This window comes from Paenibacillus sp. FSL R5-0923 (assembly GCF_038009145.1).
Taxonomy (GTDB): domain Bacteria; phylum Bacillota; class Bacilli; order Paenibacillales; family Paenibacillaceae; genus Paenibacillus_AQ.
Genome location: NZ_JBBPAT010000001.1, coordinates 1,622,410 through 1,648,390 on the forward strand (window position 1 = coordinate 1,622,410; position 25,981 = coordinate 1,648,390).

Genomic DNA, 25,981 nt, shown 5'->3' on the forward strand with positions numbered 1-25,981 from the left:
CCGCCGATTTGTTTTCATCTGTAATTACAGGATAGGAGGAATATACGTGGAAGAAAGTAAGAACACTGGGCGGCATAAGCTCTGGTATAAGCAGCCGGCAGCTGTATGGGAAGAGGCACTGCCAGTGGGTAATGGCCGTTTGGGCGGCATGATCTTTGGCGGAACGGAAGAAGAACTAATTCAACTAAATGAAGACACCTTATGGTCGGGCTTTCCGCGGGATACAGCTAATTATGAGGCGCTGCGTCATTTGGCTCCGGCCAAACAATTGGTGGCAGAGGGGAAATACAAGGAAGCGGAAGCGCTAGTGGATGCCAAGATGTTAGGCAGACGGACTGAATCCTATCAACCGCTCGGAGACTTGCGAATGAAGTTCAATCTTGGTGGTCCTGTAGAGGATTATCAGAGGGAGCTTGATTTGGATCAAGCGCTTGCTACGGTGTCCTATACTGCGGGGGATGTAAGGATTGTGCGCGAAGTTTTGGCCAGCAGACCAGATGAACTTATAGTCATTCATATCCGTGCAGAAGGAAAAGAAGGGCTGGGGATTTTGCCGGATTTCTCAGTGGATCTGACTTCGCCGCATCCTTTCCGACTAGAGATCACTCCGGATGGCGCGCTGATGATGACCGGTCGTGCTCCATCGCATGTGGCTGATAATTATGTAGGAGATCATCCGCGTTCCGTATTATACGAAGAGGGGCTTGGCATAAGTTTTGCCGCTGTAATGGAGATCCGTACAGATGGCGGCAAATGTAATGCTGAGAACGGCATGTTGTCGGTTTCAGGTGCGCGCTCCATTACGATCCGCCTAGCTGCCGCAACCGATTTTGTCGGGTATGACCGGATGCCAGGAAGCGGCGGTAAGCTGCCTTCGGAGTTGTGCCTAGAGCAATTGGCTTTGTCCTCTAATGGATATGCAGAGCTGAAGAAGCGCCATCTAGAGGATCATCAGTCCTTGTTCCGCCGCGTGGAGTTGACGCTTGCACCTTCGTCCTCCCGGATAGAGATTCCTACGGATGAGAGACTAGTACGGTATCAGGAGGGGCAGGCAGATTCTGCGCTAGAAGCGCTGCTGTTCCAGTATGGCCGCTTCCTGATGATTGCTGGCTCACGACCGGGGACGCAAGCTCTGAATTTGCAAGGGATCTGGAATCCCTATCTTCAGCCGCCATGGAACAGCAATTATACGACTAATATAAACATTGAAATGAATTATTGGCCAGCCGAGTTATGCGGGTTGGGTGAATGCCATGAACCTCTAATCGATTTTATTACGGAGCTTAGTATGGCTGGCAGCCGTACAGCAAATATTCATTATGGCGCACGTGGCTGGACGGTGCATCATAATACAGATTTGTGGCGTATGACGTCTCCGTCAGACGGCAAGGCGATGTGGGCATTTTGGCCAATGGGAGGCGTTTGGCTCTCTCGCCAATTGTGGGAGCGTTACGCTTTCCGTCCAGATGAGGAATATTTGCGAAACACAGCTTATCCTTTGTTAAAGGGAGCCGCGTTATTTTGTCTGGATTGGCTGGTAGAACTGCCTGATGGAAGCTGGACAACGGGTCTGTCTACCTCACCGGAGAATGTATTCTTGACTGCTGATGGCACGCCATGCAGTGTTTCAGCTGGCTCAGCTATGGATTTATCGATGATCGCTGAGCTGTTCAAGCATTGCATTCAGGCTGCTGAGATTTTGAATACCGATGCCCAGCTGAGGCAGGAGCTACGCCAGAAACAGGAACGACTCGCTCATCCTGGGATTGCACCGGACGGACGTATTCGTGAATGGAATGAGGATTTTGCTGAACAAGAGCTTGGGCACCGCCATGTCTCTCATTTGTATGATTTATATCCCGGGAATGTAATTAGTCCTTCCTTCACACCAGAGCTAGCAGAGGCGGCAGCGTTATCGCTTAAGAAGCGCTTGGAAGGCGGGGGCGGACACACGGGCTGGAGTGCAGCCTGGCTACTTAATCTATATGCGCGTTTGAAGGATGGAGAGAGTGCGTATAGCTGTTTACGTCGTATTTTGCAAGATTCAAGTCTGCCGAATTTATTCGGTAATCACCCACCATTTCAAATTGACGGTAACTTCGGAACTACGGCCGGAGTTGCTGAGATGCTCTTGCAGAGTCATCAGGAAGGGCTTGAATTATTACCCGCTCTTCCAGAAGAATGGTCTGAAGGCAGTGTGAAAGGTTTGGTAGCCCGAGGCGGCTTTATCACAAGTATAGAATGGCGTGAGGGACGCTTAACGAAGGCGGAACTGACCTCGACGCATGGACAAATATGCAGAATTTACAGTCACCAGCCTTTGCTCATTCAAAGTCCCGATGGTTCACGAATAGGGATAGAGATGGAATTTGAAACCGTTATAGGAGAGACCTATATCATTACACCGCAAAGCGAATAAAACACATCGTTCTAGCATATAGGCTGTTCTCAGAGTAGAATTATTCTACAGGGAGCAGTCTTTTTTTGCCTAAACACTCATTATCTATTAAATGGTAGGGTTCATTACAAGTCTATAGGAGCCGGAGGAACGGAATATATATGTGGAAAAAACGCTTCACATTAGTAAAGATCATTCTGGGAGGAGTGATTATATTCGCTGCTATTCCACCGATGATTTATTGGGGCTGGGGTCATGCTTATGCGGCTTCGAGTTCACCCACCCTTCGTTCTGTAAATGAAGTAGCACAGAAGCTAACGGGTGCAATGAACAACCGCAGGGAGACCATTACTTTTACTTATGAGAGCAAAGTTTCAAATTTGAAAACGAAAATACAAGCGGCTCTGGATCAAGCGATGGCTAGTGACCCTTATTTGTATTACATTATAGACAGCTACGGATATACTTATCGAGGAAGCGCAAGCACTGTAAAAGTTACGGTGGAAGTGAAATATTTGGAGACGCTGGAGCAGACGGCTTTTGTAAACAAAGAAGTGAAGGCTGCGCTGAAGAAGATCATAACGCCGGGCATGAACAATCATCAGAAGGTGAAGGCTATCCACGATTGGGTTGTGCTTCATCTGAAGTATGACACTTCGTATCGTAAATATACGGCTTATGAAGGATTGAAGAGTGGCAGCGCCGTTTGCCAAGGGTATTCGCTGTTGACCTATAAGCTGTTAAAGGAGGCTGGATTCACGAATAAAATCGTTGAGGGTACAGCCAAACAGCCTGGAGGACGTAGCCAGTTGCATGCCTGGAATCTTGTGCTGTTAGATGGACGGTGGTATCATCTCGACACGACTTGGGATGACCCGACACCTGATAAGGCAGGTGTGGTTAGCACAGCATACTACTTGAGAACGGATGCGCAGATGCGTCAGGATCATAGCTGGACGAAGTCTTATCCGGCAGCTTCTGTAGGCTATCATAAGACCTTGACTGCGCTTGTGGAGCGTGGAGGACAGAATGCGGTTGTCTATAAACAGCTTCAGAAGGATCTCAATTATGAGCTATATGCCGAGGAGCTAATTGTACGTTCGGTAGGAGATCTGACTCGGCTAGCGAATAAGGCAATTGCCTCTGGTGAGGTGTCTATATTATTCCGTTATCAAGGGAGTGGGACCAAGCTTAAGAATGACCTGCAGGAGCTATATAAGCTTGGACTAGAGGATGTATCTTACTCCAGTTCTGCTTTTGACAATACGGGCGATCTCAAAGTGTTTGTGACTTGGGAATAGAAGGATAACCAAAAAGGACATCCCATAAGCCTAAATGGCTACGGGACGTCCCTTTTTTGTTTTTTTACCGGGTCTATTTTATTCTGGGTGAGTACTTAGGTCGCATTTATCCAAAGGAATAATATTACTCTTCCGGAACCAGCGATAGCCGACCCAGATCAAGACAAACAGCGGCAAGCTGATATAGGAAACGGCGATACCATACCAGTCGATATTTCCACCTGAGAAGGCGCCCATATTCTGACCGAGGATAGCTACAATACAAAGTCCTAAAGCAAAGATAGGTCCGAATGGGAACCATCTAGCTCGGTAAGGTAGTTCATCTAGCGAATGCCCTTGTGCTATAAAAGCACGTCTGAAACGGTAATGGCAGACCGCAATACCCAACCAGTTAATAAATCCGCACATACCAGAGGCGTTCAGTAGCCAGTTATATACGGCACCGTCACCAAAGAATGAAGCGAGAAAGGCGAGCATTCCGACAGCCGTAGTTACTAGCAAAGCGCCAACAGGGACACCACGGCGATTGAGCTTACCCAGTGCGCGCGGAGCCATGCCATCCTTAGCCATTGCATACAGGACACGGGTGGAAGCATACATTCCTGAGTTCCCTGCCGACAGTACAGAGCTGAGAATGACGGCATTCATTACGGATGCAGCAATTGCAAGCCCGGCTTTATTGAACACGATCGTAAACGGACTGACTCCGATGTCATCGATGCCTCCACGCAGAAGATCTGGATTCGTATAAGGAATCAACATTCCGATTACAAATATAGCAAGGATATAAAAGATTAATATACGCCAGAATACTTGGCGGATCGCAATTGGGACGTTGCGGCGTGGGTTCTCGCTCTCACCAGCAGCAACGCCGATTAGCTCGGTACCCTGGAAGGAGAATCCGGCTGCCATAAAGACCCCGACGAAGGCGAAGAAGCCACCGTGGAAAGAGCTGCCCCCGATTTGGAAGTTACTGAAGCCTACGGCTTCTCCACCCATAATGCCGAATATCATGAGGACACCGACAACGAGGAAGGCGATAACGGTAATAATTTTGATAATGGCAAACCAATATTCTGATTCCCCGTAGCCACGAGCAGATAGGAAGTTTAGGCCGAACATCAGCAGTAGGAACACCAGACTCCAGAGAAAGGAAGGGCTGTCCGGGAACCAATATTTAATGATGACGGTAGCCGCTGATAGCTCTGCTGCAATCGTAACCGCCCAGTTATACCAGAAGTTCCAGCCGATGGCGAAGCCAAAGGCGGGGCTGACGAAACGAGTGCCGTAGGTACTGAAGGACCCGGAGTCCGGTAAATAGGTGGCGAGCTCCCCAAGACTAGTCATTAGAAAATAAACCATTACACCCACTGCCGTGTAAGCTAGAAGCGCTCCACCAGGTCCTGCTGAAGCGATCGCGCCGCCACTGGCTAGAAACAGACCCGTACCAATAGATCCGCCAAGTGCGATCATGGTTAAATGTCTTGCTTTGAACGATTTTTTTAGCGCAGGCTGATTTATGTTGCCTTGCGCTGGGTTTTGCTGATTGCCCTGCATGAATATGACACTCCTTATGATCTAATCTTACTGTTCATGAACGGGGAGTGCTGAGCTGCTGACTCCCGCAAGGCGGGAGGTATACTTCGTGATTTCCAGAAGGTTATGGATGACTGTACGAAACATACAAATTCTGTAAACGCAAAGAAGCCGCAAACTATGTCTGCGGCTTCCATCTATACAGCTCCGCATCATACTCCCTGTGAAGATAGCGCAACACACTGCAGTCTGCTACTTACGCAGGCTGTACAATGTGACAGTTCCGTGCCTTTCGGCAACGGCCCCAGCCTGCACCGCTGTAAGAGCTACAGCGCAAGCTTCGGCGGATATTCCTTTCGGCGTGATTCATAGACGGCTCTAACGTCTCCACACGCGTACTCTTTATATCCGCGACCTCTACCTCATCTTAGTATGACGAGGCTATCTTTACTTCATTCATTTATAAACAACAGGAATTAGTATAAAGCAAGTTTACTTCTCAAAGCAATGACAAAATCAGGTACTTCCGTGTTAATTACGACGGCGTTCTGACATCTGCTGCCATACGGTGCCTGCTGCGGCTTCACCTGAGGCGATACGCTCCAAAGCCATCTTGGCCTGAAGGCCAACCTCGAACTCTGGATCATCCGCTGCAAGTGTGAGCGCATCTTGAGCTTCGGATGTGCCAACTTCATAAAGAAAACGAGCTGCACGCCAGCGGACAAGCTTGCTCTTATCCGTTAGTGCCGCCGTCATCACTGGCGTGGCGGCAGGATCGCCGATGTCGGATAGCGTATCGCCAGCCGTACGTCTTACGGCTGGGGCGCTGTCAGCCATCGCCTCATAGAGCAGCTCCATCGCCTCAGGCGTGCGAAGGTCGCCTAGATACACGACCGCAAGCCTGCGAATATGCAGCTTGGAATCGTGTAGCGCCGCCTTAAGCTCCGGCAGGAGCTCCGCCGTCGGCGTAAGATCCTCTAGCGCGGCGTAGCGCACGCGCCAATCCTCATGCTTCAGGTCTCGCAGCAGCTCATCCTGTGTACGAGTTCGTCTCTGCTCGACGAACTCACCTTCGGCTCCGTGCGCAATGGCTTGCTGCACGAGGGAGTCGAGGCGTTCCTGCGGATACGCTGCCTCGATCTCTTGCTCGACCTCGCGCGCAATGTCCGCGGGCTCGCCATAACGCACGCCGTAATCGGTGAGCTTGCGCTCTTTGATCATCACGGCGCTAGCCACATCCATAACCGCTTTAGTAAAGCGGTTAGCTAAGGATATGCGCTCTTCATTCGCGCCCGTTTTGACGCGGATTTGCATCGGAATTCCGCGGAACAATTGGACGAAGACCTGCGCTTCCCCAAAATGAGCACCGGCATTCTCGTCAGCTAGGCTCCAATCTCCAGTTACACCTTCGCTGTTAGCGAAGCGGCTTTGAACTTCTCTTAGAATGGCTGCCCAATCGGCATTGCCTTTGCGCTCAAGTGCTGCGAAGTCAGCAGCATGATAAATGCTAATAACGCCCGGTATCGTTAACATTTCACGTGCCCAAGCAGGTGCGGAACGCTCACTTTCTGGAGTATAGGTTCTGCGAATTCCGGGTTCTAAACTTTCGTCCAAATGTAGCTTCATCGTATTTGGACTTGGAGTCGGTTCAATAAAAGTAATCTTCATACGTAGCTCCCCCTTGAACGGTATATGCACCGCCATACTTTATACACATATTATCTCATTTCTGGCGTGAAACCAAAAGAACTCTTCTATTATTTCGCTAAAGTCTGCAATTGTGATGAATAAAAGGGCGAACCTTTATCATGCTATTTGTATATTTTGCAAAATACGCTGCTGTTCAATATAGTTGTAGTATATTCGCTAAAGCTAGGGTTGCTCGGTAAACTTCTGTAGAAGAGGTGTTGTATGCCTAAAACTCGTTACCATAACGTCGATAATGTAAGTACCGATAAATCATTAAAGGAATTTCGCCAGTGGCGTGAGGAGCGTCGTCGCAAGAAGAAGGACTATTCATATGTTGTACCGAATACGCCGCCCAGATTATCTTATCTGTCTGAGAATCGATTGGAGTCTACCATTACGTGGATTGGGCATTCAACATTTTTCCTTCAATATGAAGGGATGAATATCATTACAGATCCCATCTGGGCGAGAAGGCTGGGCTTTGAGAAAAGACTGGGACAACCTGGGATTCCACTTAGCGAAGTGCCACCGATTGACCTGATTCTGATTTCGCACTCTCATTATGACCATTTGCATATCGCCTCTATCCGCAAATTATATCGGGCAGGGACAACGCTTGTAGTTCCTGTTGGTCTGAAGCGAAAAATGCTTCGAAAAGGGTTCCACAACTGTGTGGAAATGGAATGGTGGCAGGAGATTAAGCTAGGTAAGATCAAGCTTAGTTTTGTGCCTACCCAGCACTGGACGCGGAGAACGCCATGGGATACGAATACTTCTCATTGGGGTGGGTACATCTTGGAGCCCGCTGATTCCGGAAATCAGAAGTCTTCTCCGAATCTTTATTTCGCTGGGGACAGCGGTTATTTTCCTGGCTTTAAGGAGATCGGAAGTCGTTATAAGATCGATATCGCGCTTATGCCGATTGGGGCCTATGAACCGGAATGGTTCATGACCTCTCAGCATGTAAATCCTGAGGAAGCCATACAAGCTTTCCTAGATGTAGGGGCGGAGACCATGATTCCGATGCATTACGGTACCTTCAGACTTGCTGATGATACCGCCCGGGAAGCACTGGATCGCATGGAGAACGCCCGAGTTAAACACGCGATTTCGGAGGAAAGAATTCGTACACTCGGTTATGGAGAAACACTGGTCGTACAAAAGGAGAATCGCACATCTGGGGAATAATTGAAAAAATTCCTCCTTAAAAGTTGTCGCCGTAAAACAGTTGGAATAAGTTTCGTAGGAGAGAGATCAGCTTAAATGCCTATTTCACGGGATTTTTGCACTGATTTTATGCTATAATGAGCCGAAACCCTAAAGTGAAAAGGATGGTAATGCGTAATGATTAGCACAAGCGGCGTAACACTCCGCTACGGAAAACGCGCTCTCTTCGAAGATGTAAACATAAAATTCACCCCTGGTAACTGCTATGGTTTGATTGGTGCCAATGGTGCTGGTAAATCAACCTTTCTGAAAATTCTGTCTGGGGAGATTGAAGCGAACACGGGTGATGTTCATATAACACCAGGTGAACGCCTTGCAGTTCTGAAGCAGAATCATTTCGAGTACGATGAATTCCCAGTACTTGAAACAGTAATTATGGGTCACACTCGTCTTTATGAAATCATGAAAGAAAAGGACGCGCTTTATGCGAAGTCTGATTTCACGGAAGCAGATGGTCTACGTGCCGGTGAGCTTGAAGGCGAATTTGCAGAACTTAATGGCTGGGATGCAGAGCCAGATGCGGCGGCTATGCTGATCGGTCTTGGCATTATGCGTGAACTGCATGATAAGAAAATGGCCGAACTGAGCGGCAATGAGAAGGTACGGGTACTCTTGGCACAAGCCTTGTTTGGCCGTCCAAACAACCTCCTGCTCGATGAGCCTACCAACCACTTGGATCTAGAATCGATTGGCTGGTTAGAGAACTTCCTCATGGATTATGAAGGTACTGTTATCGTCGTATCCCATGACCGTCACTTCCTGAACAAAGTATGTACGCATATTGCGGATATTGATTTTGGCAAAATCCAGATGTACGTTGGTAACTACGACTTCTGGTACGAGTCCAGTCAGCTTGCTCAAGCTTTACAGCGTGATTCGAACAAGAAGAAGGAAGACAAGATCAAGGAACTGCAAGCCTTTATTCAGCGTTTCTCGGCCAATGCTTCCAAGTCTAAACAGGCGACTTCTCGTAAGAAACAACTCGAGAAAATTACGTTGGATGACATTCGTCCATCTAACCGTAAATATCCGTTCCTCAACTTCAAACCTGAACGTGAAGCAGGTAAGCAGCTTCTGACGATCAGCGGATTGACCAAATCGGTTGAAGGTGAGAAGGTTCTTGATGAAATCAGCTTTGTAGTTAACAAAGGTGATAAGATTGCTTTCGTGGGTCCTTACTCCCAGCCTAAATCACTTCTATTTGATGTGATCATGGGTGAGCAGGAAGCGGATGCGGGTGAATATGCGTGGGGCGTCACTACAACTCAAGCTTATTTCCCAAAAGACAACTCCAGCTATTTCGATGGCGTGGACTTGAATCTCGTAGAATGGCTGCGTCAGTATTCTAAAGATCAGGATGAGACGTTCCTGCGTGGATTCCTTGGACGGATGCTGTTCGCCGGAGAAGAAGCACTGAAGAAAGCGAGTGTATTGTCCGGGGGCGAGAAGGTTCGCTGTATGTTGGCGAAGATGATGCTGAACGGTGCGAACGTGCTTGTATTCGATGAGCCTACCAATCACTTGGATCTGGAATCCATTACGGCACTGAATAACGGACTGATTGATTTTGACGGGACTATTCTCTTTACTTCCCATGACCATCAGTTCATCCAAACGATTGCTAACCGTATCATCGAGATCACACCTACAGGTGTAATTGATCGCACGATGACTTACGATGAGTATTTAGAGAATCCTGAAATTAAGGAAATGCGCCAACGCATGTATCCTGTAGAAGTATAATATTTACTTTCCGTTATGCGGAAGGAACCCGTTAAGCAGCTACTCTAATCCTGATAGGATTAGGGTAGCTGTCTTTATAATTTCGATTTTGAAAAGGTAACGGTAGGTGAAGCATGTGGACAGAACTATTTTTATTATGCGGCATGGGGAGACCGAGTTTAATACGCAAGGTCGTTACCAAGGCCAATTGGACTCACCTCTGACTGAGCATGGAATGGATCAAGTCAGACAAATGGGTAGGCTGCTTCGTTATTCGGTGGAGCATTTCTCCGAATGGAAGGTGATTTCAAGTCCACTTGGGAGAGCGCTGCAAAGTACACAAATTTTGTGTGAAATCTTAGGTTATGATTTCAATGAAATAGAAACGGATTCTAGGTTAAGTGAAGTTTCCGTTGGTTCTTGGTCAGGGCTAACGCTCAAGGAAATTGAGCAGGGCTGGCCAAATAGTCTTGAAGATACGACTATGTATGATTGGTATTTTCGTTCACCAGATGGAGAGAGCTATGAAGTGGTTCAGGAGCGTGTCACAGACTGGCTGGATAGCTTGTCCTCCACTCCGCGGGTCATTGCGGTTACACATGGATTAACAAGTAGAATTCTACGGGGAGTATACGCTGGGCTTACAAGACAGGAAGCCTTATCACTTGAGGTTTCCCAAAGCGCATGTTTTCAGTTGTCTAATTGTACAATAAAGAGAATCAGTTATGAATTTGATGAGTTCTAGCCCATCCTTTAAGGCAGACGAACGCATAAAAGGCTGCGTTGTCCCTGAGGGATGCGCAGCCTTTAATGTTTATAAAATAGTACTAGGATCCGCCGGTACGACGGCGTTGGTTGTTAGGCTTTTTGTTATTCTGACTTTTTAGTGGTTTAGCGGATCCGGCCTGAAAAGTTGATCCAGGTTTGGAGGAAGATTGTTGTTTCTTCTGCTCCAGCTTTTGCCGGATAGCTTCAGCTAAATTGATTTTTCCTTTTTCATTGTTTTCGCTCATTATGATAACCTCCTTTGAAGCAAGTCCTTCACTTTATTCTAATTGTTTTTAAATGCTGCTACAAGGGCAAGAATAATTGAAAGAATTCTTTTCTAACAAAACAGAAAACGAGGAGATAGCCAAAATGGTTGATATTTACGAAGATATACGTAAAGGCGAGCGTGGCGCTTGGGTTAGCATAGCGGCTTACCTCATTTTATCGACTTTCAAGCTGGTTAGCGGTTATCTATTCGCCTCTAGTGCATTGGTCGCGGACGGAGTCAATAATTTAACTGACATCGTAGCATCTGCAGCCGTGTTGGTTGGTCTAAAGATTTCGCGGAAGCCACCTGACTCTGACCATGCTTATGGACATTTTCGGGCAGAGACAGTAGCTGCATTGTTGGCTTCTTTTATTATGGCGGTAGTAGGTATTCAAGTGATTGTGGAGGCGGTGCGGTCCTTTTTCGATCGTGCAAAGGAAACCCCGCAGCTATGGTCTGCTGGTGTGGCTCTAGTGTGTGCAGTAGCAATGATGGGAGTATACATATACAACAAAAGGCTGGCTAAGCAGATAAATAGTAGTGCACTCATGGCAGCGGCGAAAGATAATTTTTCCGATGCTATGGTTAGTATAGGTGCGGCTGTTGGGATTGTAGGTGCCCAGTTCGGACTGCCATGGATTGATTCTGCGGCGGCAGTAGTTGTCGGACTGATTATCTCTAAGACGGCATGGGATATTTTTCGTGACTCGACCTACCGGCTTACGGATGGCTTTGATGAAGATAGATTGATGGATCTACGTAGTACGATTGCTCGAACACCGGGAGTAGAGGGGATTAAAGATGTGAAGGCACGGGTTCATGGGAATCATGTACACGTGGATGTTGTAGTGGAGGTAGACGCGAATATTACAGTGGTGGAAGGTCATAGGATCAGTGACTCCATTGAAGAGAGAATGAGCAAGCTACACAATATTATGAATGTACAGGTGCATGTGGAACCTAAAGATTAAATTTGAAAAATTCTATTTTAAGGAAAAAACAAACATATTTAAGGAGGATTCAAGACTTTAGTCCTGTATTTTACCATAAAGTGGCATGATTATATGTGCAATTTGGAGCATGTTCCAAATCCCGGGCAAGCCTATAATGAGGGCATAAAGGAATGTAGTTCACACCTTTGTTGAAATCTCATCATGGTATTGGGGGAACGTATGATTAAATCACATAAGCAATTAACAGCATCCTTATTGGTTTCAGCTGCAATTGTTGCAGGTTTAGGAGTATCTGCTCCTGGAAATGCAGCAGCAGCCTCAAGTCCATCAAATTCAGTTATGGCAGCAGCAGCCGGTCAAACAGCGGTCATCGAGGCAAGTGTTCGCCTTCGCAGTACACCTTCTACAAGTGGAGAAGTAGTGAAGTATTTGCAAAAAGGAGATCAAGTGCAGATTGTGGCACAACCGAATAGCTATTGGTATCAGGTGAAAGCAGCGGATGGATCCGTAGGCTATACAAGTACAGATGATAAGTATATCAGCGTAAATTCATCTTCAGTAGGTACACCAACAGCACCATCAGCACAAACGGGAACCATAAAGTACGGAGTGAATCTTCGAACTGCTCCTTCTACAAGCGGAAAAGTACTGAGGCTTCTGAAGAAGGGGGAACAAGTACAGCTTCTGGCACAGCCGAACAGCTCCTGGTATCAAATTCAAACCTCTGATGGTAGCATTGGATATATAAGTTCAAGTGATCAATATACTTCGTTCGCTAATAATGGGGGGACTGGGACGGTAACGCCGACACCAACGCCGCCAGCACCAGTACCACCTATTTCTACACCTGGGGCTTCTGCCCAAATCGAGAGTGTAATCTCAGCAGGTATGGGCTATCTGGGTACACCTTATGAGTTTGGTTCCAGCAGATATGATACAAGCACCTTCGATTGTTCTGATTTTATCCGGCAAATTTTCATGGATGCTGTGAATTTGAAACTGCCTGCTGATTCCCGTCAACAGGGAGATTGGGTGAAATCGAATAGTACGGTAGTTACGTCTACTTCCGGTTTGAAGCGCGGCGATCTAATGTTCTTTATGGATTATAAAGGGAACTCCGCTTCAGCGTATGAAGGGATCGACAAATCTAAGGCAAGAATATCGCATGTTGCTATGTATCTAGGAGATGGACAAGTTCTCCATACGTATTCCGTAGCTTCAGGCGGGGTGAAAGTAGATAAATTAAGCGCTTCTTGGACGAATCGTTTCCTCTTCGGGGGATCGGTCATCCGATAATTATATAGGTATACAGAAGCGGCAGCATCGCATGTTTGTGACGGGTGAACAAAGGCGGCGTAAGCGCAAAAGCTACCCCCTCAGTAGAATGATCTACTGAGGGGGTAGCTTTTTGTAAATATAAGAATTTATATGTTCCGTTCTATAAATTATCTTTATATTTCTCGCTTAAACACTTGCCGTCCTTATAGGGACGCCGAAGGCGTTTATGCTTGTTATCATCTTTTTTATACTAATTACATAGTTACATTGGCAGCAACAGGAACCTTTACCCACGCTTTTCCTAGCCAAGTGTAGATTTCTCTCCATTCATTGCCCCAAGTATCCGTAATCACTTCACCTGTGGTATCAAGCGTTTGAGCGCTAAGCCAGCCTGCGGGAATCATACTGCCAACTGAAAAGTGGAAAGCTGTTTTTTCGGTTAGAACAATTTGTGGTGTGGCTGGAGTAATATCCGATGGGGTAATGATCGTTTCAAAAGATGTTGTGTAAGTGCTTCCAGTTCCGGGCGTAGAATCTGTAGTTGTCCCTGTTACCTCAGCGGCTGATGCTGTAGCTGCTATTGAAGCCATAAGTCCCAAGGCAAGTGTAATGCTGGCGAATTTTTTCATGTTAAGTTCCTCCTCATTATGATCTAACTTCAAAACTTTTTCTTATTTTCTCAAGTGACATCTGTGTGGGAATGACCTATACTTTCTGCATGATGAATAAGATATATGGATAGATATGGGAGGAGGCTACATCGATCTACCTCTGCGTCCCGTGAAGAGGGAAACAACAAACAGAACCAAGAATACGAAGAATAGTATCTTTGCAAGACCAGCAGCGGCTGCTACAAGATTGAAGAAACCAAAGATACCAGCGATTACAGCTACAACTAGCAGAATTGCGGACCATTTTAACATTACATATCACCTATCCTTTTTTTGATTTGTAGTCATTGTATAAACGGGGACTTTGATTCTGAAACAAAGGGGAGCAGGGAGTTTTGACAACGCTCGACAGATTGTTTCGGCATATGGTAGTAGGGGTAACTATGCAGTATACAAGGCTGATTAGCCACTATTTATGAGATTTGGAAGGGGTTATGAATATGATCATTGAACTTAGTGTAGCTCTCGTTGCTATCGCATTCGCAATACTTGTTTTCTTTCTAATTAAGACTTTGCAGTCAGCGAAGCAATCTCTCGACAAAGTAAGCCAGACCTTGGTGGAAGTGCAGAAGACGATGGATGAACTGACTTATGAAGTGAAGACTACAGTCAGACATGCAAATGAAATTACCGCTGATGTACAGAATAAAATTCAGAAGATTGATCCTGTCATAGATTCTGTGAAGAATTTGGGAGAAGTTATGAATGAGTTAACCTTAACCGTTAAGCAAGTTTCAGTAACTGTGATTGAGAGATATCGTAAATCACATGAACTGAGGGAGAAGCGTAAGGGGGTATCCATAAAAGAAGCTCCGCTGACTCCAGCTGAGGAACGTACGGTAAACTCTTATGATGCTGTTAATAACGAGAAAGCACCGGGGAAAATAGCTACTGTGTTAAAAAGTGTAGATGTAGCTGCAACTCTTTGGAAAAAATTCCGTCATTAAAGTTAAGGCAGCAAGTCCTCTGTAAATGGCGGCTGCAGATAAGAAAGGTGGGATAACAACATGAACATTATCATACTCTTGTTTAGTCTACTTTCCCCATACTTTGATGCGTCTCCACAGTTGACGCCTATCTCGACTTTTAGTGATCAGCCTAAGACAGTTCTTACATTTGAACATTCCTCAGAAACGAGCCCTGCTATAAATCAGTTTGATTCACTGCAAGGTGTTGCTTTATATGCTACGAAGGAAGAATTGCTTCTGGCCAAGGGCAATCCGCTGGCGGTAACAAATGATCCATTGCAAGGGACAGAGGAGTACCAATACGCAGATGTAACAGTGGGTGTTGGTGAGGGGTTTGTACTGTATGTGCATGTCTCACCTTCTCAAGCACAGCAGTTTGGGCTACAGGTAAATGGGGTGGGAATTGATCCCGTGAAGGATAATGTGCAATCGACCTTGGGTAAACCGTATTTTATTGCCGAAGATGGTGATGTATATATGAGAGGAAACAATGCGCTCAAAATATATCGAAATTTGGCAGGTGAATTTGAAGGTATTGATTTATTTGATAGTATTTCTTCTTAATATGTTTCACTTTTGATCATTTTGGTTAATAAACAGAGGCTGTCTTTACCATAGAGTAACCTCCCGAACCACTACATGTAGTGGTTCGGGAGGTTACTTTGCTGAAGGCGTAAATGAACCTATTACTATATTTACATATATTAAAAATAGAAATAACACATTTAAATAGCGTATGATATAGGTAATGAGTCGCAGAATTTTACGTTCGTAATACTATTCGTGTGAGGTGAAGATGATGAGAATCTTAATCGTAGATGACAATCCGACTAATGTTATCATTATCCGTGAAATCCTGAAAAAAGAAGATTACCGAAATTTCGTAACCGCATCCTCTGCAAAAGAGATGCTTACACGGTTGGGTATCGGTTCTGTGAGTGAAGATGGACGTCCTCGGATGTCAGATATCGATCTGATTTTACTGGATATGATGATGCCGGAAATGGATGGAATCGAGGCATGTCGTGTTGTACAGCAATACGAACACCTAAAGGATATTCCAATAATAATGGTTACAGCTGTTGGCGATTCCAAGAAGCTGGCAGAAGCACTGGATGCAGGTGCAGTAGATTATGTTACGAAACCCATTAACAAAGTGGAGCTGATGGCCCGAATTCGGCTCGCGTTGCGGTTGAAGCGAGAGAAAGATTGGCATAAGGAACGAGATCAGCGAATTCAAGAAGAATTGAGACTGGCCGCACTTGTTCAGAATGCTGTGTTGAGCTTGCCTCTTCAGGAAGAGAATTTTGAGGTCAATGCCATCTATCAGCCATCCTCTGAGCTTGCCGGTGATTTATACGCGTGGTACCCCCTTGGTGATGGCCGATATGGCGTGATCCTGCTGGACATTATGGGACACGGAATATCGTCATCTCTTTTTTGTATGTTTCTTGCTTCTGTGTTAAAGGACACGGTAACTACGTATGTAGAGCCGGAAAAGGTAATTCAGGAGCTCAATCGAAGGTTTAATCAGCTCTATATTGAGAAAAAGCTGATCCAATACTACTTTACGACCATTTATCTTGTGATAGATACCCGTATGAAACGTATTGACTACGTCAACGCCGGGCATCCACCTGCGCTATTTTTTGAAGGTGTGGCTAAGACTCCAGTCATGCTGGAAAGTAACTGTCACCCAGTAGGTTTGTTTGAACGGATTGATATTCAGCCACAGAGCTTAACCTATGAAGATGAAGGGCATCTAGTTCTTTATACAGATGGTCTATTGGAACTGGTTGAGGGCGAACAAGAAGAGCAGCTGAAATTTATGATTCAACATTTAAATGTTGAACATGAGTGGAACGAAGAAGCTATTCGAGCTGCTTTTTTCAATGTTGAGGTTCCTAAAGAGCGTGATGATGATAAGTGTATTGTGTGGATCTCACTGAAGAAGGGAACAGATAGAGAATGAAGATAAAGGCTAAACTCTTAATTGGCTTCAGTGCCATGTTAGCGATTATGCTTGCACTTACGATGATAGGATACGACCGCTTAAATTATATGAATAACCAACTGGAAGGGTATCAGGATAGATATATGAAGGGGCGATCTTCTTCGGGGATGCGTGGAGAAGTCAATGATATGGCGCGAATATTGACCACGACCATGTTAAGTGCAGATGCATCATCGGTAGAATCTCAAAAGAATGAGATTAATAAAAAGATTACTAAAGCGAATGAGCACTACGAGAAAATAAAAGCATCGATGACTAGCGCTGAAGAAATGCAAATGGTTGGTCAAATAGATGATGCGTACACCACTTATTTAAATTATCAGGAAAAGGTATTGAAACTGCTATCGGCTGGTTATTTTCAGAATGCTAGCACGTATTCCAACACAGAGGGACAAGCGATTCAGAATGCCGTGTTAAACGCTCTGAACAGTCTCTCTGATTATAATGCTTTTATTATGAATGAAGAGAGTACGAAGGCCAACGAAGCTTATAAAAGTTCGACTCAGATGGTAGTTCTAATGATGATTATGGGCTTACTTCTCGGACTTGGAGTGGTTCTATGGATCATCCCAAGCATCACTCGGGGGCTTAATGTCGTTTCGATGATGATTACCAGCTTTGGCAACGGTAAAGTGAGGGCTATACGGCGTATAAAGGTTACTACTAAAGATGAAATTGGTGAGGTTGCTCTTGTCTTTAAAAAGATGGCTTTAGATCTTGAACAGAAGCAGCAAATGGAACAGGCCTATGCGCAAGCGCAGAATGACCAATCCTGGCTGAATGCGAATGTTGCTCGGGTGACGGAACTATTGCGAGGTGTTAGCTCCTTGGATCAGGTCTCACAGACCTTCATCAATGAGTTTACCCCTGTGCTGGGAGCACAGTTCGGAGCTGTATATTTAAAAGATGCCAATCGTCCTGATTTTTTACGAAGCAGTGGATATTATGCAGTAGATAATGATAAGAAACCTAAGGACGGGTTTGTGATTGGTGAAGGGCTTGTAGGACAAAGTGCGCTCGATATGCACCCGATCAGACTGGAGAAAGCTCCTGAAGACTATTCATCCGTTAAGTCCGGATTCGTGGATGCACAACCTGGATATATTTCTATCCATCCGCTTATTTTTGAAGACGAACTGCTAGGCGTAGTAGAATTTGCTTCATTCCAACCTTTTAGCAGTTTGAAAAATGATTTGCTGCAACAACTCGCTAATAATTTAAGTATTATTTTTAATAATATTAGCCGTCGTTTGATCGTGGAGAAGTTGTTGCGTGATTCACAAGCTCTTACGGAAGAGCTGCAGTGTCAGTCGGAGGAATTACAGACTCAGCAAGAGGAATTGCGTCGTTCCAATGAGAACTTAGAAGAGCAGACGGATGCGCTTAAACGTTCGGAAGAACTACTCCAGCGTCAGCAGGAAGAACTGGAGCATTATAATACGGAACTTATTGCCAAGACCCGCGCTTTAGAGGAACAAGTGCAGGAGGTTGAAGAGAAGAAAGATGAAATTGAGCATGCAAAAATTCAATTAGAGAAACAGGCCAAGCAATTATCCGTTACTAGTAAATATAAATCAGAGTTCTTAGCGAATATGTCTCATGAATTGCGAACTCCGCTCAACAGTCTCTTGATTCTGTCGCAGCTACTCACGGAGAATAAGGATGGCAACTTGTCAGAGAAACAGGTTGAATTTGCACATACGATTTATATGTCAGGTGCAGACTTGCTTAAGATGATTGATGAGATTTTGGACTTATCCAAGGTTGATGCTGGCAAAATGGAACTGAACCAAGAAGAAATTAAATTAACGGAGCTGAAGAGCTTTGTGAAGCAGAATTTTGCTCCGCAAGCGCTCAAAAAGGGACTTTCTTTAAAAATTACCTTTAACGAGCCACTGCCAGATAGTGTCATTGCCGATGGTCATCGGTTGAAGCAGGTGTTAAGAAATCTGCTTTCTAATGCCTTTAAATTTACGATGGAAGGATTTATTGAGTTCTCGGTTAGTCAAGCAGATGACAATCTTATTCCGCTAGATCTGCCAGGTGAAGTTGAATATATTGCTATTGCTGTAAAGGATAGCGGAATTGGTATTCCGGCAGACAAAACTGATATTGTGTTCGAAGCCTTCCAACAGGTGGATGGAACTACCAGCCGTAAATTTGGGGGGACAGGCTTAGGTTTGTCCATTAGCCGTGAGTTAGCACGTTTAATGGGTGGAGCTATTGTACTGGAATCCCGTGAGGGCCAAGGTAGTACCTTTACTATGTATTTGCCAGTTATAGGGAATTATATTAAGCAGCAACCTGCAGTAATAGAAGCTGCTGCTTCTAGAGAAGATGCAACCTTCGAGGGGTATATTGGAGATATACTTCCAACCCTTGTACCAACGCAGGCTCATGCACCTATCCCACAATTAGTGATCGATGATGATCGTGATCAATTAACTGCAAATGATAAGGTTCTGCTTATTATTGAAGATGATGAGAGCTTCGCAAAAATACTGCTGGATATGGCTCATGGCCGCAACTTCAAAGGACTGGTAGCCCTCCAAGGGGATACCGGATTGCAGATGGCGAAGACTTATTTACCAGACGCGATTATTCTTGATATTCAGCTGCCGGTTATGGATGGCTGGACCATCCTTAGAGAACTAAAGAGTGCATCACAGACTCGCCATATCCCTGTCCATGTCATCTCTGTAAATGATGAAGTGAAGCAGGGGCTTATGATGGGGGCAATGGCTTATTTAAGAAAACCTTCTTCTAGAGAGGCGCTTGAACGGGCTTTCTCGCAAATCGAGAACTACACCTCCAGTACGTTGAAGTACTTGCTGATTGTAGAGGATGATGAGATTCAACGTCGTTCGATCATGGAATTGATTGGTCATGACGATGTGGCTATAACCGCAGTTTCAACTGGCGGGGAGGCACTGAATGAGCTGCGGAAGCAGAGATATGATTGTATGGTTCTAGATTTGATGCTTGAGGATATGACAGGCTTCGATCTGCTGGATCAGATTCGTGATGATGAGGAATTAAATGATCTGCCTATTATTATTTATACGGGTAAGGATTTGGATGGCAAAGAAGAGACGCAGCTGCGTAAATATGCGGAATCAATCATTATCAAGGATGTACGTTCTCCAGAGCGGTTGTTGGATGAGACAACATTGTTCTTGCACCGGGTAGAAGCAAATCTTCCGGAAGATAAACGTAAGATTCTGCAGAAGCTTCATAATAAAGAAGAATTGTTTGAAGGAAAGAAAATACTGCTCGTCGATGATGATATTCGCAATGTCTTTGCGCTCTCCAGCGTACTCGAAGAGTATCATATGGAAGTGAAGTTTGCGGAGAATGGACGCGAAGCGCTGGAAATGCTGGTAGAGCAAGAAGATTTTGATCTTGTGCTAATGGATATGATGATGCCAGAAATGGACGGATATGAGGCTATGCGCCGGATTCGCGAGATGCCACAGTATCAGAAACTGCCTATTATTGCGCTGACCGCCAAAGCTATGAAAGAGGATCGTGCCAAATGCATTGAAGCTGGAGCCTCTGACTATATGAAGAAGCCAATTGCAACAGGTCAACTTCTATCTTTAATGCGAGTCTGGCTGTATTCGTAACCTTAATATTGGGGTAATACTTTAAAAGAACTAACAAAAAGCCATTCTTCAAAAGTACGGCGTGTTGATAAGGGAGTCGGGATAACAATGAAAGCAATAGAACACGGATATGAGGAGCAACCCGTTCTGGCGGGAAGTGACGAACTGGAGCAAATTGAGATTGAGCTGCTTCTTGATGGGGTACACCGTTTATATGGCTATGATTTCCGGAATTATGCGTTGCCTTCATTAAAACGACGCATCTGGCATCATGTTCATGCGGAGAATGTACTCACCATATCCGCGCTGCAAGAGAAGGTTCTGCATGATCGGGCTTGTTTTGAACGATTTGTCTACAGTCTCTCTATTCCTGTGACTGAAATGTTCAGGGATCCGGGATTATTTCTAACTTTTCGCCAGAAGGTAGTTCCTTTGTTAAGAACCTATCCCTATATTCGTATCTGGCATGCCGGATGTTCCACTGGGGAAGAAGTTTATTCTATGGCCATCCTGCTTCATGAAGAAGGGCTTTATGATAAGGCTCGAATTTATGCCACAGATATGAATGAGCGTTCTTTACAGCAGGCTAAGGAAGGCGTTTATGATATTAGCAGAATGAAGCAATACACAAAGAATTATTTGGAGGCAGGAGGTACTCGGGCATTTTCCGAATACTATACTGCGAAGTATAACTCAGTTATTTTACAACCTTATTTACGCAAAAATATTATTTTTGCTGAGCATAATTTAGCTACTGACACTTCATTTAATGAATTTAATGTTATTTTCTGCCGGAATGTAATGATCTATTTCAATGATGAGCTTCGTGATCATGTTCACGGGTTGTTTCATGAAAGTCTAAGTCGCTTTGGAATCCTTGTTCTGGGCTCTAAGGAGTCCATTCACTTTACGAAATATAGCGATTGCTATGAATCTTTAGACAGAGTGGAGAAAATATACCGTAACATAAAATAACGCATGTAGGAGGGTGGTCCTATGGGGTTTCAAGAACCAATTCATATACTACTAGTCGACGACCGTCCTGAAAATTTGCTGGCGCTGGAGGCAGTGCTTGAGAGCCAGCATTACGAGCTAATTAAAGCTACCTCCGGTGAAGAAGCGTTGCGCTGTTTGTTAAGGTATGATTTTGCTGTCATTGTACTAGATGTACAGATGCCGGGTATGGATGGAATTGAAACTGCCAAATTGATCAAGGCCAGAGAGAAAACGAAGGAAATTCCGATTATTTTTATCTCTGCCAATAGCAAAGAAGCGGAGCATTTATTCGCGGGCTATTCGGCAGGGGCTATTGATTATATGGTCAAGCCTTTCATTCCGCAAATTTTGAACTCTAAGATACAAGGCTTTGTCGAAATGTACATCACGAGCAAGAAGCATCAGACTCAAACCATGCTGCTGCAGCAAAAGACGAAAGAACTGGAAATCATTAATAGTGAGCTTATCAAGGCAAAAGAAGAGGCGGAGATTGCCTCCAAAGCAAAGTCAGAATTTCTAGCCATGATGAGTCATGAAATTCGTACACCTATGAACGGCGTAGTTGGCATGATCGATTTGTTAATGGAGACGGATCTTACTTCTGAGCAAAAGGAATATTCGGAGATCATTCGGAAAAGTGCAGACACGTTGATTACGGTAATTAACGACATTCTTGATTTTACTAAAATGGAATCCGGAAAAATGGAAGTTGAAGAGCACTTATTTGAACTTCGAAATTGTATTCAAGAGGTGTTCAGCCTCTTCTCGATAGAAGCCGGAAAGAAGAACCTGGAGCTCGCTTATTTTATTGATCAGAAATTGCCTCGGCTTTTATATGGGGATATGGCTCGTTTACGCCAAGTTCTAATTAATCTGATCGCTAACGCAGTTAAATTCACAAATCAAGGTGGGGTCTATCTAGTCGCCTCGATCAAGAGTGTTGCGAATCATAAGATGGAAGTTGAATTCACAATTATGGATACGGGGATTGGTATTTCTCCGGAGAAATGTGACCGATTATTTGAGCCCTTCTCGCAGCTTGATTCTTCCATGACACGGAAATATGGGGGAACAGGTCTGGGACTAGCTATATGTAAATCTCTTGTCGGAATGATGGGCGGAGAAATTCGGGTAGAATCGATGGAGCAAAAAGGAGCTACTTTTATCTTTACGATTCAGGCATCCATGCCAGGAGAAGATTTGATAGGTGGATATCAAGAAGAGGAATCCACGCATCCTGTTCCCAATCAAGAGGGGAGAAGTAGAATCCTTGTTGTGGATGACCATCCGATTAATCAGCGTCTAATGGTCAGCATGCTGGATAAGCTGGGCTATGCGGCCGATATGGCTGAAGATGGTCAACAGGCTGTGGATATGGCGATTAAACATCCTTATGATTTTATCTTTATGGACCTTCAAATGCCAGTGATGGATGGCTTAGAGGCGACCGCTCAAATTCGTCGAGAGGGTGGTCCTGCTGCCGAGAAGACCATTATCATTGCAATGACGGCGAACGTCATGGAAGGGATTCAGAATCGCTGTAAGGCCTCTGGAATGGATGATTACATCAGCAAACCGCTGAAGATGAGTAGTATAAAACAAATTATTTCTCGATATTCTAGCAACGACAATGTATTAGTAGAACCTGATATATCTATTTTCCAAGCGTAATCTAGTATTTACCAATCTGTTTTTTTAACGTTATCTGATTCAAAGGTATATCATTAAGGTTATTAATATAGAAAATATTTGTTCAGGAGAGATCGTCTAATGAATACGCATAAAAGTAACAAGTTCCATGCTAAGACAGAAACCAAAGGGAATGTATGCACAGTTTTCCTGAGTGGTGAACTTGATTTATCAGTTGCTTCCGATTTCCGCCTGGTTATGGAGCCACTTGTGGGAGACACCAAACTAGATTTAGTTATTAATCTAAAAGAATTAAAATACATCGATAGCACAGGGATTGGTATTCTACTTTCGATCCTGAAATCAAGACAAGGAATGGACGTTAAGTTTATGGTTGAGGATGTTCCTCCACAAATTCAGAAGTTGTTTGACATGACTGGTATTTCCAAGTTTTTTGCCTCCCAAGAGAATTCCCACTAGGAAAGGATAGAACAAAGAATGAGTGATGATGTGCAAAAAGTAATTCTTCAGTTGCCTGCTAGCGCAGAGTATGTGGATATTGTTAGGTTGAATTTATACGGCATTGCCTCGAAAATGGGTTTCACCTATGAGGATATAGAAGACATGAAAGTGGCAGTGTCAGAGGCGTGTAACAATTCAGTATTATATGCTTATGGCCAAAAAGACGGAGTAGTAGATGTTATTTTTGAGGTAGAGGAAAGCTCCTTATCCATTACAGTCAAAGACGAAGGGGAGAGCTTTGACGGCTTGGACAAGTCTAATGAACGTATGACACTGCATGATAAGGAGTTAAGTGACGTTCAGGTTGGCGGGTTAGGGTTCTACTTAATGCAAGCGTTGATGGATGACGTTAGTGTTGTAAGTGAAGCCGGAAAAGGGACGGTGGTAACTTTGAAGAAGCACCTTAATTTTAGCGAGGAGAAAGTATGAGTGACAAAGTGACTCCCCCCGAGTCCATGAATGAAGCAGTCACCCAAATTTGGGAGTATCAGCAGACCAAGGATAACGATCAGGCGACGTTGCTGATACAGAAATATGAGCCTATGGTGAAAATGGCTGCTGGGAAGATTTCCCGTAATCGCCCCGACTTGTATGAGGATTTATATCAGGTCGGGCAAATGGCGCTCATCCGGTTACTGCAGCAATATGATATCAGTCTCGGAATCCCTTTTGAGCCCTATGCGATGAAAAGCATGATTGGACATATGAAGAATTATTTGCGTGATAAATCTTGGTACATACAGGTTCCTAGACGGATTAAAGAAAAAGGAGCGCTTGTTCAACACGCGATTGATGAACTTACAGTGAAGCTTGAGCGTTCTCCTGCGGTCGATGAGATCGCTCATTATCTTGATCTGTCTGTTGAAGAAACTGTAGAAGTACTGGCAGGCAGAGAATGTTACCATTACGTATCTCTAGATTCACCGCTTTCTCAAGAGGAGACTGGAGCTACGCTAGGGGAGCTTATCAGCTCTGATGCGAACGATTACGAGACTGTAGAGAAACGAATGGATCTGCAGCAAGCACTAGGACAATTGAAGGAGCAAGAGCAGCAAGTGTTGCTGCTAGCCTTCCAAGATGGTCAATCCCAGCGGGCAATCGCTCAGAAGCTGGGGGTTTCACAGATGAGCGTTTCACGGATACAGAAGCGGGCCACTGAGAAGTTAAAGCAGATTATGGCCAACTCATCCTATTGAGCTCCTTTATGTGTAATATACATTACTTGGATTTGAATTCTATTGTTCGACGATAAGGACATGCCTCTCTCCGTGTGGAGAATAGCATGTCCTTTATTTGTGTTCCGCAACGCTCCTTGCCCCGCTTGTCCGGCTAACCCTGAAGGATTAGACGGACAAGCGGGGTAAGGGGGAGCGGTGATAGATGGGCGATAGATAGCCCAGTTGTTAGCTGTTCGCATCGATGTATTTTTTGATCTCGCCAAGGTACTCACCGATCACGGGAACATCAAGAAATAGGCTAAGAATGTAGCCCAGAACACCAAGGACTACGAACGTTCCGAGAGATAGGCCGAGACCTCGGGATATACCGGCCATCAAGTTTGTGATAATTCTTTTTTTTGGATCTGAGTAGTTATCAAGGATGTCCTTAAATTCTGATTTTTCTAGTGAATCAGCAATCTTGTCCAGACGATTGTTTAAGCGTTTGACCTCATGACGTAATTCGAAAGGATGTTCATCAATTTCATATGCTTTTGTTTGGCTATTTGATTCTCCCATGGAGCACCCCTGCTTTCTGTAGCCCGATCGGGCATTCATTAAGGATCTATTCAATCAGATGAAACTTTATATAGGGTATAACTAAACAACAGCCAGCTGCGGACAGCTGGCTGTTGTCGGATGAAATGATAGCTGTATTATGCCGCAGATTAGTAACTGGATTTATAGGAGGATTTAACATCCTCTTTCGCATCTTTAGCCTCATCGGCGACTTCTTTAGAGGATGCTTTGGCTTCGTCAGCCACTTCTTTAGAAGCGTCTTTAACATCAGAGGCTACATTATTTGAGGCTTCACTTATAGTGTCACCAATTTTGCTGCCTGCGTCTTGAAGGGTAGCGGCAATTTGCTGCTTGCTGTCACTGACAGTAGTGTAGATATCAGAGGCTTTGACTGAAACCGTACTAGCCAGATCGGTTGCTTTTTCACCTACCGTTGTGGCAATGGCTTTGGTCTTGTCAGTTACGACACCAGCAACTTCTTTTGTTTTGTCAGTAGCAAGCGTAAGTTTATCGGACAGATCACTGCGCATTTCACGACCAGGCTTTGGTGCAAATAATAGGGCTGCTGCAGCACCTATTAAGCTACCAATAAAGATGCCTTTGAAAAAGTTGCTTCCGTTTTCTACTTCATGCTCTACTTTATGTTCTACGTTACTCATCACCAATCACTCCTTATAAGTTATCTTACTTCGTATTTAAA

Annotated in this window: 23 protein-coding genes and 1 riboswitch; of the genes, 16 read left to right on the forward strand and 7 right to left on the reverse strand. The window is 44.8% G+C overall.

The annotated features are described in order from the left end of the window. Positions 1-46: 46 nt before the first annotated feature. Both MKX35_RS07275 and MKX35_RS07280 read left to right on the forward strand, forming a co-directional pair. On the forward strand, positions 47-2,419 hold the full coding sequence (locus MKX35_RS07275; protein ID WP_143759564.1) for a glycoside hydrolase family 95 protein: 2,373 nt from the start codon (positions 47-49) through the stop codon (positions 2,417-2,419). Between the two features lie 140 nt (positions 2,420-2,559). Next, complete coding sequence (locus MKX35_RS07280; protein WP_076300665.1) at positions 2,560-3,699, forward strand: transglutaminase domain-containing protein; 1,140 nt, start codon at positions 2,560-2,562, stop codon at positions 3,697-3,699. A gap of 78 nt (positions 3,700-3,777) precedes the next feature. Here MKX35_RS07280 and MKX35_RS07285 read toward each other — a convergent pair whose 3' ends face one another. Together MKX35_RS07285 and MKX35_RS07290 are read right to left on the reverse strand one after the other, a co-directional pair. After that, positions 3,778-5,256, reverse strand: a complete 1,479-nt coding sequence (locus MKX35_RS07285) for an amino acid permease (RefSeq protein ID WP_042131059.1) — start codon at positions 5,254-5,256, stop codon at positions 3,778-3,780. Positions 5,257-5,457: 201 nt separating this feature from the next. Further along, a riboswitch (Lysine riboswitch) is annotated at positions 5,458-5,663 on the reverse strand. A gap of 103 nt (positions 5,664-5,766) precedes the next feature. Continuing rightward, the gene (locus MKX35_RS07290; protein WP_076300664.1) at positions 5,767-6,903 is read right to left on the reverse strand and encodes a virulence factor; all 1,137 of its coding nucleotides are present in this window, start codon (positions 6,901-6,903) and stop codon (positions 5,767-5,769) included. A gap of 243 nt (positions 6,904-7,146) precedes the next feature. On the opposite strand from MKX35_RS07290, the gene MKX35_RS07295 reads away from it, so the two are divergent. From MKX35_RS07295 to MKX35_RS07305, 3 genes are all read left to right on the forward strand, one after another. Beyond that, positions 7,147-8,112 (forward strand): MBL fold metallo-hydrolase, encoded by a 966-nt coding sequence (locus MKX35_RS07295; RefSeq protein WP_076285485.1) that lies wholly within the window; start codon positions 7,147-7,149, stop codon positions 8,110-8,112. Between the two features lie 156 nt (positions 8,113-8,268). Further along, complete coding sequence (locus tag MKX35_RS07300) at positions 8,269-9,894, forward strand: ABC-F family ATP-binding cassette domain-containing protein (RefSeq protein WP_042131056.1); 1,626 nt, start codon at positions 8,269-8,271, stop codon at positions 9,892-9,894. Positions 9,895-10,009: 115 nt separating this feature from the next. Next, positions 10,010-10,618 (forward strand): histidine phosphatase family protein, encoded by a 609-nt coding sequence (locus tag MKX35_RS07305; RefSeq protein WP_076300693.1) that lies wholly within the window; start codon positions 10,010-10,012, stop codon positions 10,616-10,618. 82 nt (positions 10,619-10,700) lie between these two features. Here MKX35_RS07305 and MKX35_RS07310 read toward each other — a convergent pair whose 3' ends face one another. Then, on the reverse strand, positions 10,701-10,886 hold the full coding sequence (locus MKX35_RS07310; protein ID WP_042191867.1) for a hypothetical protein: 186 nt from the start codon (positions 10,884-10,886) through the stop codon (positions 10,701-10,703). Positions 10,887-11,010: 124 nt separating this feature from the next. Here MKX35_RS07310 and MKX35_RS07315 point away from each other — a divergent pair, with 124 nt between their 5' ends. Together MKX35_RS07315 and MKX35_RS07320 are read left to right on the forward strand one after the other, a co-directional pair. After that, positions 11,011-11,880 (forward strand): cation diffusion facilitator family transporter, encoded by an 870-nt coding sequence (locus MKX35_RS07315; RefSeq protein ID WP_042191865.1) that lies wholly within the window; start codon positions 11,011-11,013, stop codon positions 11,878-11,880. 201 nt (positions 11,881-12,081) lie between these two features. Beyond that, positions 12,082-13,158: a C40 family peptidase gene (locus MKX35_RS07320; protein WP_076285484.1), complete on the forward strand. Its 1,077-nt coding sequence runs from the start codon at positions 12,082-12,084 to the stop codon at positions 13,156-13,158. Between the two features lie 236 nt (positions 13,159-13,394). Here the strand turns inward: MKX35_RS07320 and MKX35_RS07325 are convergent, their stop codons facing one another. Both MKX35_RS07325 and MKX35_RS07330 read right to left on the reverse strand, forming a co-directional pair. Beyond that, positions 13,395-13,769, reverse strand: coding sequence for a hypothetical protein (locus MKX35_RS07325; protein ID WP_076285483.1), 375 nt, complete (start codon positions 13,767-13,769; stop codon positions 13,395-13,397). A 126-nt stretch (positions 13,770-13,895) separates the two neighbouring features. Continuing rightward, positions 13,896-14,063 (reverse strand): DUF1328 family protein, encoded by a 168-nt coding sequence (locus MKX35_RS07330; protein ID WP_042131050.1) that lies wholly within the window; start codon positions 14,061-14,063, stop codon positions 13,896-13,898. 188 nt (positions 14,064-14,251) lie between these two features. On the opposite strand from MKX35_RS07330, the gene MKX35_RS07335 reads away from it, so the two are divergent. The 9 genes from MKX35_RS07335 to MKX35_RS07375 all read left to right on the forward strand — a co-directional run bounded on the left by MKX35_RS07335 (position 14,252) and on the right by MKX35_RS07375 (position 24,741). Beyond that, positions 14,252-14,758, forward strand: a complete 507-nt coding sequence (locus MKX35_RS07335; RefSeq protein WP_076285482.1) for a DUF948 domain-containing protein — start codon at positions 14,252-14,254, stop codon at positions 14,756-14,758. 60 nt (positions 14,759-14,818) lie between these two features. Continuing rightward, complete coding sequence (locus MKX35_RS07340) at positions 14,819-15,343, forward strand: hypothetical protein (RefSeq protein WP_076300663.1); 525 nt, start codon at positions 14,819-14,821, stop codon at positions 15,341-15,343. 235 nt (positions 15,344-15,578) lie between these two features. Next, positions 15,579-16,751, forward strand: coding sequence for a SpoIIE family protein phosphatase (locus MKX35_RS07345; RefSeq protein WP_076285480.1), 1,173 nt, complete (start codon positions 15,579-15,581; stop codon positions 16,749-16,751). Next, positions 16,748-20,419, forward strand: coding sequence for a response regulator (locus MKX35_RS07350; protein WP_076300662.1), 3,672 nt, complete (start codon positions 16,748-16,750; stop codon positions 20,417-20,419). Before MKX35_RS07345 ends, MKX35_RS07350 begins: the two co-directional genes overlap by 4 nt. Before the next feature lie 87 nt (positions 20,420-20,506). Beyond that, positions 20,507-21,373 carry a CheR family methyltransferase gene (locus MKX35_RS07355; protein ID WP_076300661.1) on the forward strand — a complete coding sequence of 289 codons (867 nt, stop codon included), beginning with the start codon at positions 20,507-20,509 and terminating at the stop codon, positions 21,371-21,373. A 21-nt stretch (positions 21,374-21,394) separates the two neighbouring features. Next, positions 21,395-23,065 carry a response regulator gene (locus tag MKX35_RS07360; protein ID WP_076300660.1) on the forward strand — a complete coding sequence of 557 codons (1,671 nt, stop codon included), beginning with the start codon at positions 21,395-21,397 and terminating at the stop codon, positions 23,063-23,065. 99 nt (positions 23,066-23,164) lie between these two features. Continuing rightward, complete coding sequence (locus tag MKX35_RS07365; RefSeq protein WP_042131044.1) at positions 23,165-23,503, forward strand: STAS domain-containing protein; 339 nt, start codon at positions 23,165-23,167, stop codon at positions 23,501-23,503. A gap of 18 nt (positions 23,504-23,521) precedes the next feature. After that, positions 23,522-23,974 carry an anti-sigma B factor RsbW gene (rsbW, locus tag MKX35_RS07370; protein WP_042191848.1) on the forward strand — a complete coding sequence of 151 codons (453 nt, stop codon included), beginning with the start codon at positions 23,522-23,524 and terminating at the stop codon, positions 23,972-23,974. Beyond that, the gene (locus MKX35_RS07375) at positions 23,971-24,741 is read left to right on the forward strand and encodes a sigma-70 family RNA polymerase sigma factor (RefSeq protein ID WP_042131042.1); all 771 of its coding nucleotides are present in this window, start codon (positions 23,971-23,973) and stop codon (positions 24,739-24,741) included. Before rsbW ends, MKX35_RS07375 begins: the two co-directional genes overlap by 4 nt. 207 nt (positions 24,742-24,948) lie before the next feature. Here the strand turns inward: MKX35_RS07375 and MKX35_RS07380 are convergent, their stop codons facing one another. Both MKX35_RS07380 and MKX35_RS07385 read right to left on the reverse strand, forming a co-directional pair. Further along, positions 24,949-25,281: a DUF5665 domain-containing protein gene (locus MKX35_RS07380; protein WP_042191847.1), complete on the reverse strand. Its 333-nt coding sequence runs from the start codon at positions 25,279-25,281 to the stop codon at positions 24,949-24,951. Positions 25,282-25,430: 149 nt separating this feature from the next. Beyond that, on the reverse strand, positions 25,431-25,940 hold the full coding sequence (locus tag MKX35_RS07385) for a YtxH domain-containing protein (protein ID WP_076300659.1): 510 nt from the start codon (positions 25,938-25,940) through the stop codon (positions 25,431-25,433). Between the last annotated feature and the right edge of the window lie 41 nt (positions 25,941-25,981).